At 34.3% G+C, this 14,818-nt stretch carries 11 protein-coding genes; 6 read left to right on the top strand and 5 right to left on the bottom strand.

Annotated features, from left to right (window positions below; translation table 11 throughout):
- Positions 1 to 78: 78 nt before the first annotated feature.
- The 3 genes from JN168_RS02380 to JN168_RS02370 form a co-directional block, all read right to left on the bottom strand.
- Positions 79 to 846 carry an ABC transporter permease gene (locus JN168_RS02380; protein ID WP_042739226.1) on the bottom strand — a complete coding sequence of 256 codons (768 nt, stop codon included), beginning with the start codon at positions 844 to 846 and terminating at the stop codon, positions 79 to 81.
- Positions 843 to 1,493, bottom strand: coding sequence for an ABC transporter ATP-binding protein (locus JN168_RS02375; RefSeq protein WP_232139601.1), 651 nt, complete (start codon positions 1,491 to 1,493; stop codon positions 843 to 845). Before JN168_RS02375 ends, JN168_RS02380 begins: the two co-directional genes overlap by 4 nt.
- A gap of 143 nt (positions 1,494 to 1,636) precedes the next feature.
- Entirely contained in the window at positions 1,637 to 2,416 is a 780-nt protein-coding gene (locus JN168_RS02370; protein ID WP_042739224.1) for a CPBP family intramembrane glutamic endopeptidase, read from the bottom strand.
- 185 nt (positions 2,417 to 2,601) lie between these two features.
- Between JN168_RS02370 and JN168_RS02365 the strand changes: the two genes are divergently transcribed.
- Positions 2,602 to 4,185: an FMN-binding glutamate synthase family protein gene (locus JN168_RS02365; RefSeq protein WP_042739223.1), complete on the top strand. Its 1,584-nt coding sequence runs from the start codon at positions 2,602 to 2,604 to the stop codon at positions 4,183 to 4,185.
- A gap of 77 nt (positions 4,186 to 4,262) precedes the next feature.
- Here the strand turns inward: JN168_RS02365 and JN168_RS02360 are convergent, their stop codons facing one another.
- Positions 4,263 to 4,778, bottom strand: a complete 516-nt coding sequence (locus tag JN168_RS02360) for a thioredoxin domain-containing protein (RefSeq protein WP_042739222.1) — start codon at positions 4,776 to 4,778, stop codon at positions 4,263 to 4,265.
- A gap of 183 nt (positions 4,779 to 4,961) precedes the next feature.
- Between JN168_RS02360 and JN168_RS02355 the strand changes: the two genes are divergently transcribed.
- Entirely contained in the window at positions 4,962 to 6,038 is a 1,077-nt protein-coding gene (locus JN168_RS02355; protein WP_107526595.1) for a M42 family metallopeptidase, read from the top strand.
- 291 nt (positions 6,039 to 6,329) lie between these two features.
- On the opposite strand, the gene JN168_RS02350 is transcribed toward JN168_RS02355, so the two are convergent.
- On the bottom strand, positions 6,330 to 7,148 hold the full coding sequence (locus tag JN168_RS02350) for an SDR family oxidoreductase (protein WP_042739220.1): 819 nt from the start codon (positions 7,146 to 7,148) through the stop codon (positions 6,330 to 6,332).
- A gap of 219 nt (positions 7,149 to 7,367) precedes the next feature.
- Here JN168_RS02350 and JN168_RS02345 point away from each other — a divergent pair, with 219 nt between their 5' ends.
- The 4 genes from JN168_RS02345 to JN168_RS02330 all read left to right on the top strand — a co-directional run bounded on the left by JN168_RS02345 (position 7,368) and on the right by JN168_RS02330 (position 14,679).
- Positions 7,368 to 8,906 carry an AbgT family transporter gene (locus JN168_RS02345; RefSeq protein ID WP_042739219.1) on the top strand — a complete coding sequence of 513 codons (1,539 nt, stop codon included), beginning with the start codon at positions 7,368 to 7,370 and terminating at the stop codon, positions 8,904 to 8,906.
- 244 nt (positions 8,907 to 9,150) lie between these two features.
- Positions 9,151 to 10,677 (top strand): exopolyphosphatase, encoded by a 1,527-nt coding sequence (gene ppx / locus JN168_RS02340; protein ID WP_042739218.1) that lies wholly within the window; start codon positions 9,151 to 9,153, stop codon positions 10,675 to 10,677.
- 66 nt (positions 10,678 to 10,743) lie between these two features.
- Complete coding sequence (locus tag JN168_RS02335; RefSeq protein WP_229366558.1) at positions 10,744 to 12,903, top strand: RNA degradosome polyphosphate kinase; 2,160 nt, start codon at positions 10,744 to 10,746, stop codon at positions 12,901 to 12,903.
- A 474-nt stretch (positions 12,904 to 13,377) separates the two neighbouring features.
- Positions 13,378 to 14,679 carry a D-serine ammonia-lyase gene (locus tag JN168_RS02330; protein WP_232139600.1) on the top strand — a complete coding sequence of 434 codons (1,302 nt, stop codon included), beginning with the start codon at positions 13,378 to 13,380 and terminating at the stop codon, positions 14,677 to 14,679.
- Positions 14,680 to 14,818: the final 139 nt, after the last annotated feature.

Below are 14,818 nucleotides of genomic sequence, written 5' to 3'. Positions count from 1 at the left end.
TCAAAGACATTCATTTACTGTCTATATCAATCGATACTTAACTTCTGTACATTGTCTTATTTTAAACAAGAAAATGGCTTATCGTTGAACCATCTCTCTCGCTATAAGTTGATCACGCTGATTAAAGAATTGCTTGTAACTCAAATATGTCGCTAATAAAGCGGACATAATAGTTGCAGTTGTATGAATAAATACAACCATTAATTGGAATTTAACTGCATCTAAAGGGGCTACACCACCAATGATTAAACCTGTCATCATTCCTGGTATTGATACAATACCATATGTTTTTACAGAATCTATTGTTGGCACAATTGCCGTCTTAATACTTTGTCTAATCGTATCTTTCGATGCTAATTTTGGGTTTGCACCTAAAGTTAATTTAGATTCAATTTGACTCATCTCTTTTACAAATTCTCTATCTAAATTCTGATAAGCTAAGTTAATAGCGATTAAACTATTACTCGCTAACATACCTGATACTGGAATAACTTCATTGGGTTTAAATTCAATCGCCCCCGTCAGTACCACACCTACTAAAGGCAATGCTACTCCGATAAATATTGAAATTAATGAAATTAGAAATACATGATGCATCACAACGGAAGCTCTGCCAATCGTATTCCATGCTGCATTAACAATGATGATAAGTACAAAGATAATTAGCACCCATTTTTGATTAATATTAAAGATAAAATGTAATAAATACCCTAAGATTACTAATTGTATAACTGCACGAATTGTCGACACTAATAAATCTTTGATGATATGTAATTTTTCTTTATAAGACACTATGATAGGAAATAGCAATAACAAGCCAGTAAGGGCTAATGCTGTCGTACTCATCTTAACACTTCCTCTTTCTCTATATGTCCATCTACCAAATGTAATCGCTTGTTAAAACGACGTAAACTTTGGTCTTTACTATGTGTAATCCACAGTATAGCCACACCCTGCTTCGCTAAACTAAAAATAAGTTCTTCAACTCTATTACGATTTTGAGTATCTAATGCACTCGTTGCTTCATCTAATAATAAAACTTTAGGTAAATACATCAACTGTCTGGCAATAGTAATTCTCTGACGTTCCCCACCAGATAAACGTTGAACTTTAGCATCCAATTTATAATGATCTAAGCCAACAGCTTTTAATAACTGCTTCGCCCTCTTTTTGTCAAAATGTTCATCTCTCACTTGTGCCGAAAATGCTAAATTATCTGCTATCGTCGTTTTAAACAAATCACTTTGTTGTAGTAAATAACTTACATCCATACGCAATGATTCCGGGTTTATCTGCTCATAATTCTGCTGTTGATAATATAGTGCACCTTGTGTTGGACTTATCAAATTACTGATCAAGCGAAATAGTGTGCTCTTCCCACTCCCTGAAGGTCCAATTATTGCTATAGTATCACCTTTATTGATAGTTAAATTAATGTCACTTAAAATTGTTCTATTGTCTACTGTATAAGATACATCCTTTATCTCTAGCATCTTTTTAACCTACCTCAATTCATTTGTCTCACTGGTTATATCATACCCATTTTAATGTAACACAACTTTGATATTTAACATTTCTTCCTAACTAAAATGATATGAAGGATTAAACATAGCGTAAGCAATTCTATTAAATGATGTTACGACGTACATACAATAGTGATAAATGATACAAAATTAATTAAAGCATGTAGTGTGATTGAAACTGCTAAATTTTTATCACTTTTCAAATATACGAGTGTTAAACCAATCGCAATAATGAAATAACCGCCAATTTCGAAGGGTGAAGTTGCATTTAATACATGAATACTCGAAAATGCTATGACAGATATGACTGTTGCAAAGCCGTACGAGATTTTTTTACCAAGCTCATGAATTAAAATATGACGAAAGATTAATTCTTCTATAATTGGTGTCAAAATCACAATATCTATAAATACGAATGGCAACATCCAATGACTTTCAAATAATTGCTCAAGACTCTGTTGATTTTGCGTCACACTAAATTGTAGTGACTTTGGTAAAAAGTGGATCAGCCAATCATAAACTGGTGTTGCGATTATAATAACAATATACGTTGCAATGATTAATAATATGTATCGAGGCACTTTACTTAATTTATCAAACGTTAATTTAATAAATGACACCTTTGGATAGAGTGCCATAAAGACAATGAGAATAATAACTGAACCTAAAATACTTCCAAATATTTGGGTTATATGTGCCTCTAGTATAGTTTCATTTTTTAGATTTAAGGCAAGTAATAGAATATAGCTAAATGCAAAAACGATTAAGGGCATGATATAACTTACTAATATATAGAGTGGGATAATTATAAAATCCTTCCTTGCCATTGTAGGTTTATCCCAGGGTAAGTATGGCTGATTTTTCATGTTGTTTGTACTAGATGATTTAATCATAAGTCACCGTCCTTATTGTTTATTTTTAATATACCATAATCATTTACATTCACTAAGGTTTTTATTTAATCCAAAAGCATTTAATTCTAACTTCATTTTTAATAATATTTATTTTTATTGTTATTTCTACTGTTGTTGCAAAACTAACTTTTCGATGTAGTATATAGATAAATGGGGGGATTATTATGACTTTACTGACAATACTTCAGTTCATAGTAAATATTATTTTAGTATTATTTTTAATTAGCATATTAATTATTGGGGGATTATTGCTATTTAAAGACAAACGCCAAAAGCAACATAGTGTATTGCGTAATTATCCATTATTAGCACGGGTACGCTACTTCTTTGAAAAAATCGGCCCTGAAATGAGGCAGTATTTATTTTTACCCGATACAAAAGGTAAACCATTTTCTCGAAATGATTTCACTAATATCGTATTAGCTGGAAAATATAACTCTAGAATGTCTAGTTTTGGTACACAAGAAGATTACGAAGACGGGTTCTACATTCAAAATACAATGTTCCCTCTCCAAACAACTGAACTGCGTATCAATCAATCACCTATGATTTCAACCTTTATTTACCAAATTGATAACGAGCGTTTATTCGATAGAGATGAACATAGACATAAAACTGAAATTGATCCTTATTATTTATCAGACTCAGACCAAGTTGTACTAGGACCAAACTTAGCCTATCCGTTTAAGATTAAGCGTCTTGTAGGCCAATCAGGAATGAGTTATGGTGCTTTAGGTAGCCATGCAATCACTGCACTATCGAAAGGACTTGGACAAGCCGGCACTTGGATGAATACTGGAGAAGGTGGTCTATCTAAGTATCACCTGGCTGGTAACGTAGATATTATATTCCAAATTGGACCAGGACTGTTCGGCGTTCGTGATAAAGATGGGCATTTTGATTTAAGTGCCTTTCGTAATTTAGCACAGCAAGATGCAATCAAAGCCTTTGAAATTAAGCTAGCACAAGGTGCGAAAACGCGTGGCGGTCACATGCAAGGTAATAAGGTTACTGAAGAAATTGCTGAAATTAGGAAGGTTGAACCTTGGAAGACTATCAACTCACCAAATAGATTTACAAACATTGATAATCCACAAGCACTACTTAATTGGGTTACTGAGTTACAACAATACGGACAAAAACCTGTGGGCTTTAAAATTGTAATCAGTAGTGTTGCTGAAATTGAAAGTCTTGTAACAACTATGATTGAAACAAATCAATACCCTGACTTTATTACTGTAGATGGTGGTGAAGGTGGTACTGGTGCTACGTTCCAAGAACTTGAAGATCGTGTTGGGTTACCATTATTTACTGCGCTACCCATTTTATCTGCAAAGTTAGAACAACACGGCATTCGAGATAAAGTGAAAATATTTGCTTCTGGTAAGTTAATCACCCCAGATAAAATAGCCATTGCACTTGGGTTAGGTGCAGACTTAATCAATATTGCAAGGGGGATGATGATCAGTGTGGGATGCATCATGAGCCAACAATGTCATATGAATACATGTCCTGTAGGTGTTGCTACAACTGATCCTAAGCGTGAAAAAGGGTTAATCATCGATGAGAAGAAGTACCGTGTAACTAATTTCGTCACGAGTCTCCACGAAGGTTTATTCAATATTGCAGCTGCTGTCGGCGTCGCATCACCAACACAAATTTCTAAAGAACATATTATTATTAAACAAAAAGACGGACAGCTACAATCTATCAATGATTATAAATTGAAGCTCATTGATAGCCATTAAACAGACTTGTCATAAATAGAACTGAACATGTCAGTGTAACAGAGTTATTTTTCCTGACATGTTCAGTTATTTATTCACTATTCATTTATTGCTAATTGCTCGGTTAATTTTGTTGCTATTTCCGCTTCACTATCTTCTAAAGGGTTAAATTCAAATTTCACACCATTAATGAATACTGTGGGAATTCCTCCGATTCCACGTTCAAAGGTTTCTTTTGTGATTGCCAATGAGCGCTCATCTGCTGCTTGTTGCGGTGTTAATTTAAAGTCTTCTTCCATCTTTTTCTCTATTATGGCAAAGCTTTGTTTCCATGTTTGCTGCGTATCATATAATTGATGTATAAAATTCAATGTTTCTTGTGGTTGTTCATAGTCTAAATAGATGTTCGCTACAGTCCCCTTCAATAAACCTTGTTTTGTTTTATCAAAGTGCTTTATGACATGCTTCACCTTTCCATTAGCGATTAAATCTTGTAAAGTCTTGTCAGCAGCTTTAAAGTAATTTTTACAATATGGACAAGCAAAGTTAATAAATGATTCAACTGTGATAGGTGCTCGCTGTTCTCCAATGATTAAGTGTTTGATTTCTGACATATGATAAACCCCTCTCTTCAATTATTAATTCAATTGAAACATGAAATAGTGATGATTGCATCAAATTTGTCTTAGCGTTTTACTAGGAATTAATATATACGATTATCACACAGCTTGTTCGCATGATAAGCCACTTCGTTTCGTGGTAAACTATATGTATTCTTATAAATGGGAGGAATTAAAATGGACAATTCAGTTAATCTACTAAAAACACTAACTGATATAGACGGAATTGCAGGGCACGAGATGGAAGTAAAATCAACAATGAAAGCATATTTAACACCTGTTAGTGATGAAATCGTTGAAGATAATCTTGGTGGCATTTTCGGGAAAAAGACAGCAACAGATGGTCACAAAACATTAATGGTCGCTGGTCACTTAGATGAAATAGGCTTTATTGTAACTAAAATTGATAAAGACGGATTCTTGAAGTTTACACCAATCGGTGGTTGGTGGAATCAAGTGATGTTATCTCAAAAAGTCACAGTAACAACAGATAGTGGTAAAAAAATTCGAGGTATTATCGGATGTAAACCACCACATGTCTTAACTCCTGAAGAGCGTAAGAAAAACGTCGAAATTAAAGACATGTTTATCGATATCGGTGTTAAAAGTAAAAAAGAAGCCGAACAATATGGTATTGATTTAGGCAATATGATTACACCCTATAGTGAATTTGAAACCCTAGCAAACAATAAATATTTAACTGCTAAAGCATTTGACAATCGTTATGGTTGTGCACTTGCGGTAGACGTGCTAAACAACTTAAAAGAAGACGACATCAATATCAATTTAGTTGCCGGTGCGAATGTTCAAGAAGAGGTTGGATTAAGAGGTGCTAAAGTTGCAGCGAATAAAATTAAACCTGATTTAGCAATTGCAGTCGATGTAGCTGTTGCATATGACACACCTGGAATGTCTGGTCAAGTTAGTGATACAGCTATCGGTAATGGCCCAGTCGTTATAATCATGGACGCTACAAACATTGGACATGTTGGCTTCACAAAACATATTAAGGAAGTTGCTAAAAAGCACAACATCTCAATTCAATTAGATACTACTGCTGGCGGTGGGACTGATGCTGGTAGTATTCATGTTGCAAATGAAGGTACGCCAACTGTGTCAATAGGTGTCGCGTTACGTTATATGCATTCAAATGTTTCAGTACTGCATACCGATGATTATAAGAACTCAGTTGCTTTAGTGACTGAAATCGTCAAATCATTAAATGATGATGTTGTAGAAAGTATTATCTGGTAAATATTTAATAACTCACTCTATTTAAGTGATTATATGACAGACTTTAATAGAGTAGAAGTGCATTCACTAGCTATCTTTGCCTTGGAACACTTTAAGCAAATAATAGAATAACAAAAGATGTTATCTTCTATATAAATATTAAACGTCAATTTCTATTCGAACAATTCCCAATGTGAGGGAGTTAAATAGAAATTGACGTTGTTTTATGCTCATTAAAGATATAGCACATTCATTAAAATGCATTTCGTTGCTTCAAAGATAGGTATTTATTATTTTTGTTAGACCATGGTGTTATTTAGTAGTACGTTTCCAATCATCATCACTCAACATTTCACCTGGCCAAGTATAAGCCATTACACCTCCATCAATTGTGATGGTTTCACCAGTTATAAATGAGCTGTCATCAGATGCTAAGAAAGTAACTAATTTACCAATCTCTTCTGGCTTACCCAATCGACCTAAAGGCGTTACCCATTTTTGATTTTCTCTGAATGCTTGACCCGCTTCATCTTCTTTTGTACCAGTCAATTTATCAACTAATGGCGTTTCAATCGTACCTGGCGCTATGGCATTCGCTCTAATATTCTCACGACCATATTCTATCGCAGTTGAACGTGTGAAGTTAATCACCCCACCTTTTGCTGCGTTGTATCCTGAACGATTTAAGTCTGCTGCCTGTCCTGAAAATGAGGCAGTATTAATAATAGATCCACCCTTATCCATCATTAATGGTAAAGTGAATTTGGTCATTAAAAAGGTTCCTTTTAAATCTACATTGATGATACTATCAAACACTTCTATTGGATATTCATGAATTCGACCTGCCGCATTATCTATACCAGCATTATTAAAGAGAATATCAATAGTTCCATATGATGATTTAACCGATTCTGCAAATTGTTCTACGGCATTTGCATCGGAAACATCAACAATATATCCTGATGCTTTATACCCATTATTATTAATTTCATTTACAACATCATATACCTTTTCTGTTACATCTACTGCTAGAACATGCGCACCTTCTGCTGCCATGACTTGAGCAGTTGCTCTGCCAATACCTGTACTTGTACCAGTTAACACCGCAACCTTATTATCTAGTCTTCCCATAGCATATCACTACTCCTCTTCAAATATTTATTCCTTCTTCCCCTTTTATATTAACTATTACCGAAATAGCTTATTTTAAAACTCAACAACATATGCAGCATTTAAAGTCCTTCTCAAAAACACTCGGTTTTTTTCAAAAATACAAAAATTTAGAATTTTCATTCTATTTACATAAAAATTTTGTTATACTTTCGTTAACTTATTTGGGAGGTAGATATTATGTCTTCAAACTCAAAAAGGAAAGTGTCACCTATTGATAAATTTTTAAATATTGTTGAACTGATTGGGAACAAGCTACCTGATCCTAGTATTTTGTTCTTTCTTATGTGTGTGGGTTTGGCCGTATTGACCTGGATTGTGTCATTATTTCATGTCACAGTCAAACATCCTGGTACAGGTGATACGATCGCTATTAAAAGCATATTAAGTAAAGATGGATTTATGATGATTCTCAATGATTCAATTAAGAACTTTTCAGAATTCCCAGCTTTAGGTCTCGTCTTAGCCGTTATGTTAGGTATTGGTGTTGCTGAAAAGACTGGATATTTTGATAAATTAATGGTTCAAGTTGTACATAAAGCACCTAAAAAGTTTATTGTACCGGTCATCATCATAATTGGAATCTTAGGTAATGCTGCTGGAGATGCTGCACCTATTGTCTTACCCCCTCTAACAGCAATGGTATTTATCAAATTGGGTTATCATCCTATTGCTGGATTAGCAATGGCATATGCCTCAGCTATCGGTGGTTTTTCAGCTAACTTTATGATTGGTATGTCTGACGCGTTACTTTATGCTTTTACAAAGCCAGCTACCCAAATCGTCGCGAAAGATGTGCCTGTTAATGTAGCGATGAACTGGTATTTTATAGCGGCAAGCGTCGTCGTGTTATTACCTGCAGTTTATTGGGTTACCATGCGCTTTGTAATTCCTAGACTCGGCACTTATGATGATACTAATGCCGACATCAATGCTGATGATAACAATGACAGCTTAACCAAGGAAGAAAATCGCGCAGTATTTTGGGCTAATATAAGTTTCTTCATTGTTATACTAGTTATCATATTATGCGCTATACCTGAGCATAGCTTTTTACGAAATGCGAAAACGGGAAGTTTGCTCAATGATGCACCAATTATTAATGGTGTTGGTTTACTTATCCTTATCCTCTTTTTAGTGCCAGGTTTAGTCTATGGTGTAATGATGAAAGTGTTTAATAGTACAAAGGATTTAGGCAAAATGTTAGCTGATTCAATGGCATCAATGGGATCATTTATCGTCATCGTATTCTTTGCTGCACAATTATTAGCCTTTTTAGAATGGAGTAATTTGGGTGTCATTGTTGCAGTTAAAGGGGCTGCTATTTTACAAGGTCAGAATGGTATAGTGCTTATTCTAGGCATTATTTTATTGAGTGCATTGATTAATTTACTTATTGGAAGTGCTTCAGCAAAATGGGGCATTCTTGCACCAATATTTGTCCCTATGTTAATGCTTGTAGGTTTCCATCCAGCATTCACACAAATGTTATATCGTATCGGTGATTCTATTAGTAACCCAATCACACCAATGATGCCTTACTTGCCATTGTTATTATCGTATGCTCAAAAATATGATAAAGATATGAAACTCGGATCTTTATTATCTAGTTTGATGCCATACACCATTATCTTAAGTATCGTTTGGCCATTATTTATGATTGTATGGTATTTACTTGGTTGGCCTTTAGGTCCAGGAGGTCCTCTAAAAATTAAATAACCATTTATATTAGGTCTAACAACTTAATATATGAGAGGCAATAGTTCGTAATATTAAACCAAAACAACCTTGCCTCTCTTTTTCTTTCTTTATAGGATAATTAAGCAAAACACCCCATACTCCCCCCTTTGAACAAATCGAATTATATTGCACACAAAACTTTTCAAATCATGTAATATATAATTAACAATTTGGGTAAATATAGTATAGATACTATGATCACCTACTTAACTAGGAGGCAAATATGGAACGAATAGGTTTAATAGATATTGGCTCTAATACAATCAGACTCGTTATCTTTGAATTTGATACTAAGACTGGACTAAATGAATTATTAAATATTAAAACCCCAGCGCGATTAAGCCAATATTTAACAGATGATTTAACGATGAACGATGAAGGCATTAATGTGCTAACAAAGACCTTAAGCAGCTTTAAGAAAGTAGCTAAAAAGTTCAAAGTAAATGAATTACATCCCGTTGCAACTGCTGCGATTAGACAATCAAAAAATAGCGAAGAAATTATCGCTTTTATAAAAAAACATTTAGATGTTGAAATGACTATTATTCCAGAAACTGAAGAAGCGTTTTATGGTTTTTATGCAATTACACATACAACCGACATTCAAGATGGTATATCCATAGATATTGGTGGCGGTTCTACCGAAGTAACCTTATTTAAAGATAAGAGTTTAATAGAAGCTCACAGTTTCCCTTTCGGTGTCGTTACCTTAAAGAAAAAGTTCTTCGAAGGTAAGAACCATAATGATAAAAACGCTATTAAAGCAATGGAAAAATATATCGCTAAACAATTTGATCAACTACCATGGTTGAAGAAGCAACACGTTTCGCTCGTAGGTATTGGTGGTTCTGCACGAAACGTAGCACGTATCCACCAGTCAGAACATTCTTATCCAATTGGTGGAGTCCACAACTACAAGATGTCTGAAGAAAATATCGATGAAGTATATTCCATTATCAAGAAAAGTTCTAGAGATGAATTAAAGGATATTGATGGGTTAAGTAGAGATCGTGTCGACATCATCCTACCAGCTATTTCGGTGTTTAGAACATTATTTAACAAAATAAATGCTACTCAATTCACCTTTTCAAGAAAAGGTTTACGTGAGGGATACGTTATGAAATTAATTAGCGAACGTTATCCAAAGGAATTTAGAAAGGAAAATATTCGCAAAGATGCTTTATACCATTTAGCAAATGAGTATGGCATTGAAGAGGAAAGTGCTGAACAACGCGTCAAACTTGCTCACTCTTTACTATCACAATTGATTGATTTCAAAGCGATTGATGTCACAAAAGCAGAACAAAGACTATTCGCTGAGGGTGCGTTTCTGTATTACTTAGGTAGCTTTATCGATTCCGATTCTAGTTCACCACATACGTATTACATTATCGCTAACTCTATGATTGATGGATTTTCACACGAAGAACGCGTCAAACTCGCTTTACTTGCTAGTTTTAAAAATAAATCATTGCTGAAATATTTTAGCAACGAAACAAAATGGTTACACGGTAAAGCCTTTGACAACATCCAATATTTAGGGGGAATCATTAAATTCGTCAATGCATTAAATATTTCTCATACAAGCTCTGTAGATAAGGTCAACTTAACAGAAGAAGATGGTCAATATACGCTCTACATCTATTATTCTGGTGAGCCAATTTCAGAAGAATATCAAGCACAACGACAAAAGAAACACATCGAGAAAATATTAAAGTCAGACCTTTCAATTATCTTTACAAAATCTTAAAATTCATATGATAAATTATGTTTATCAAAACATGATTTTAGTTTATAACGAGGTGTAATAGTCATTATGCAAAGAAATTTGGGAGAAAAAGATTTGAATTTACCACAATATTATAATAACAGGGAACTCAGTTGGTTAGATTTTAATTATCGTGTATTACAAGAAGCACAAGATAAAAATAATCCCCTACTTGAACAACTGAACTTTATATCAATATTTAGTTCTAATTTAGATGAATTTTTTATGGTTCGTGTTGCCGGCCTACAAGACCAAGTTAAGCTAGGATACGATAAACCTGAAAATAAAGCACAGTTAACACCCAGACAACAACTCAATGAAATTAAGTTGAAGAATAAGCGCTATGTCGACTTACAATATCAACGCTATAACGAACTTGTGAACGAGTTGCGTCAATATCAAGTCGAAATTGTCACACCAGAAGCGCTTGATGATGCGCTATTAGAACAATTGGCAACCGAATTCAAATCAAATATATTACCTACACTAACTCCATTAGGAATTGATGCATATCATCCATTCCCAAAACTCAATAATAAAAGTTTAAATATTTTTGTCGATATCGATACCGATGATGCAATCAATTCTGCTATTGTTCAAATTCCATCATTGATACCTCGTTTTGTATATTTAAACGAAGGTAATAAGCAATATATTATCATGGTTGAAGATATTATCACCTTCTTTATCAATGAATTATTCACTGGATATGAGGTGCTCAACACATTTACCTTTAGAATTACACGTAATGCCGATTTATCAATTCATGAAGAAGGCGCCGAAGACTTATTAATTGAGATTGAACGTTTCTTAAAGGAACGTAAGAGTGGTAGTGCTGTACGTTTAGAAGTTGACGGACGTCATGCTGCTTACGAAGATATTGTTTGGATTATGAATCAATTAGATGTGAAAGATGAAGAAGTTTACTTTGTAGATGGACCTTTAGATTTAACTATGCTTTTTGGTTTAGTTGATCATCTATCAAATAAATTAAGTCATCTGACTTATAGAAAGTATGTACCACAATTGCCAAGTTCATTAGGCACACATAATTTATTTGATTTATCTCTAGAACGAGATATCTTTTTCCATCACCCGTATGAATCCTTTGAACCTATTGTTGATTTTATACGTGATGCTGCTGAAGATCCCAACACCATTGCTATTAAACAGACATTATACAGGGTCAGTAAAGACTCGCCAATTATAAATAGTCTTAAAGAAGCTGCTGAAAAAGGGAAACAAGTAACTGTATTGGTTGAATTGAAAGCCCGCTTCGATGAAGAAAACAATGTCCATTGGGCGAGAATGTTAGAAGATGCTGGTTGTCATGTTATTTACGGTATGACTAATTTAAAGACACATAGCAAAATAGCCTTAGTCGTTAAACGTGTAAATAATAAGCTTACTTCTTTCGTGCATCTAGGTACCGGCAACTACAATGATAAAACTGCAAAAATCTATACTGATATGGGGATTATCACTACTGACAAAGAAATTGCTGACGACGCTTTAAAATTCTTTAATTATCTTAGCGGTTATTCGGTTAAACCAGATTATAATAAAATTATCGTTGCACCGTTTGATATCAGAGATGTCTTTATTGATCGAATTGACTGTGAGATTCGAGCACATCGAGAACATGGGAATGGCAAAATTATAATGAAGATGAATTCTCTAACAGACAAAGATATTATTTTAAAATTATTCGAAGCATCTTGTGCAGGTGTTAAAGTCCAATTAATTATACGTGGGATTTGTTGCCTTAAACCAGGTATACCTGGGATTAGTGACAATATTGAAGTTGTCAGTATTGTTGGTCGCTTTTTAGAACATTCTAGAATATATTATTTCCATAATAATGGGGACGAAAAAATTTATCTATCTTCTGCAGATGCGATGACTAGAAACATGATTAAAAGAGTCGAAATCTTGTTCCCTATTGAAGACAAAGTGATCGGTCAAAGATTATTGAACTATATGAACTTACAATTGTCTGATAATCAAAAAGGACGCTTCCAAGATAACGAAGGTCATTACCATTATATACAAAACAATTTATCACCATTAAATTCACAAGCTTATTTAATGAAAGAAGCAATGGAATTTGGTTCAGAACTCAAGGCACAAGCATCAAAGCCAAGCGGTTTGACTGTATCATCCAAAAGTGGCTGGTTTTCTAAATTAAGAAATTCTTTCAAAAAATAATTCAAATCATTAGCATAGTTGTAACTATTGTTATGTTAAATTCATTATACTAACTAAACTATAACAGTCACTCACTTTAACTACAGTGTTTGCTTGTTATAATCCTATAATTGCATGGTGACTATCACGACCAGGGCCTAGACACCCCTTTAAAAAGCTATTCAATAATATTAAATTTTGTAAGTATAATAAGTCTGAGGTATCAGCTAAAAAAAATATTACTCAGACAAATGAATTCATCCAAATTATCTAACCAGTAAATGTCTTTACACACATTTACTGGTTATTTTTTATTATGATATATATTCCAATATCACATACATATCTCAAAGGACCGATTTTTTTAGAATAACTTTAACTATGTAGCATTTCTTTTCACAGGCGCTCCCCCAGTTACCATTACAAACACAGCTTATAATTTTGATATAATGATGATAATGATGTTACAAGACAACCCTTACTAGGAGGATGCATATGCTAAATATCGAACAATTACAACAATCAAATCCTTTAATTTCAACATTGCAAACCTATACGCCAACCTTTTGGAATAATCCAAATTACGGTTCAAATAATGAGTTACCTTTTACAATCGAAGATATAGAAGATGCGGCAGCAAGATTAGAGCGTTTTGCGAGTTATATTCGTCACGTCTTCCCTGAGACAGAACCATTAAATGGCATAATAGAATCTCCATTAAAGCGAATTCCAGCAATGCAAGAACAGTTGTCCCATCAATTTGGTGACAACACATATGCCAACCTTTGGTTAAAATGCGATCACGAATTATCTATATCTGGTTCAATTAAAGCACGTGGCGGTATTTATGAAGTATTAAAATTTGCCGAATCCGTAGCTCAAACAGCTGGTGACTTAACTTATAATGATGACTATAAAATTTTAGCAACAGATACCTATCGTCAGCTATTTAAGCAATATAAGATTGCCGTTGGATCAACGGGCAATTTAGGGTTAAGCATTGGCATAATGAGTGCTAAGTTAGGTTTTTCCGTTGACGTACATATGTCTAGCGATGCCCGTCAGTGGAAAAAAGACCTTCTTCGTCGATACGGAGTTAACGTCATTGAACATCAATCAGATTATCAATTTGCGGTTGCTGAAGGTCGAAAATTAGCCGCAAGTGACCCAACATGTCATTTCGTAGATGATGAAGGTTCTGCTGATTTATTTTTAGGATATACCGTTGCTGCATTACGATTAAAACAACAACTACAAGATAACCGCTTAGTTGTCGATGCCGATCATCCATTATTTGTTTATTTACCTTGTGGTGTCGGTGGCGGTCCCGGAGGCGTTACCTTTGGACTTAAACAAATACTTGGACCACATGTTCATTGTGTATTTGCCGAACCTACGCATGCACCTTGTATGTTACTTGGCATGATGACACAACTCCATGATCAAATTGCCGTAACAGATATTGGCTTAGATGGTCGCACAGCTGCAGATGGTTTAGCAGTATCTAGGCCATCCCGTCTAGTAGGTCAAATAATGAATCACTTACTCTTTGGCGTTTTTACTGTTGATGACCAACAAATGTATCGTTATATTTCAATGTTACATCAAACAGAGGATATATTTATTGAGCCTTCAGCCGCTTCTGGGTTCGATGGAATCAGAGCGACGATTAAACAAGCTAAAACACAAGGCATACCTACAGATCAAGCAACACATATTGTATGGTCTACCGGTGGAAATATGGTACCTGAAGATGAAAAGAAACAGTATTTAAATTATGGTGCCAACTTAAGATAAATCTAGCACGCCCTATTTTACATTTATACGTTAAATCACAATCGTTTCAACTAGATAATTCTTTCTAAATACAGTATGCTCATTGCAACGATTAATATTTGCTGTAATCACATTGAATACCTCACATACTCAACAGCTA

It is taken from the genome of Staphylococcus gallinarum (genome assembly GCF_029774255.1).
GTDB lineage: Bacteria > Bacillota > Bacilli > Staphylococcales > Staphylococcaceae > Staphylococcus > Staphylococcus gallinarum.
This window is presented reverse-complemented; position numbering and strand designations above follow the sequence as displayed.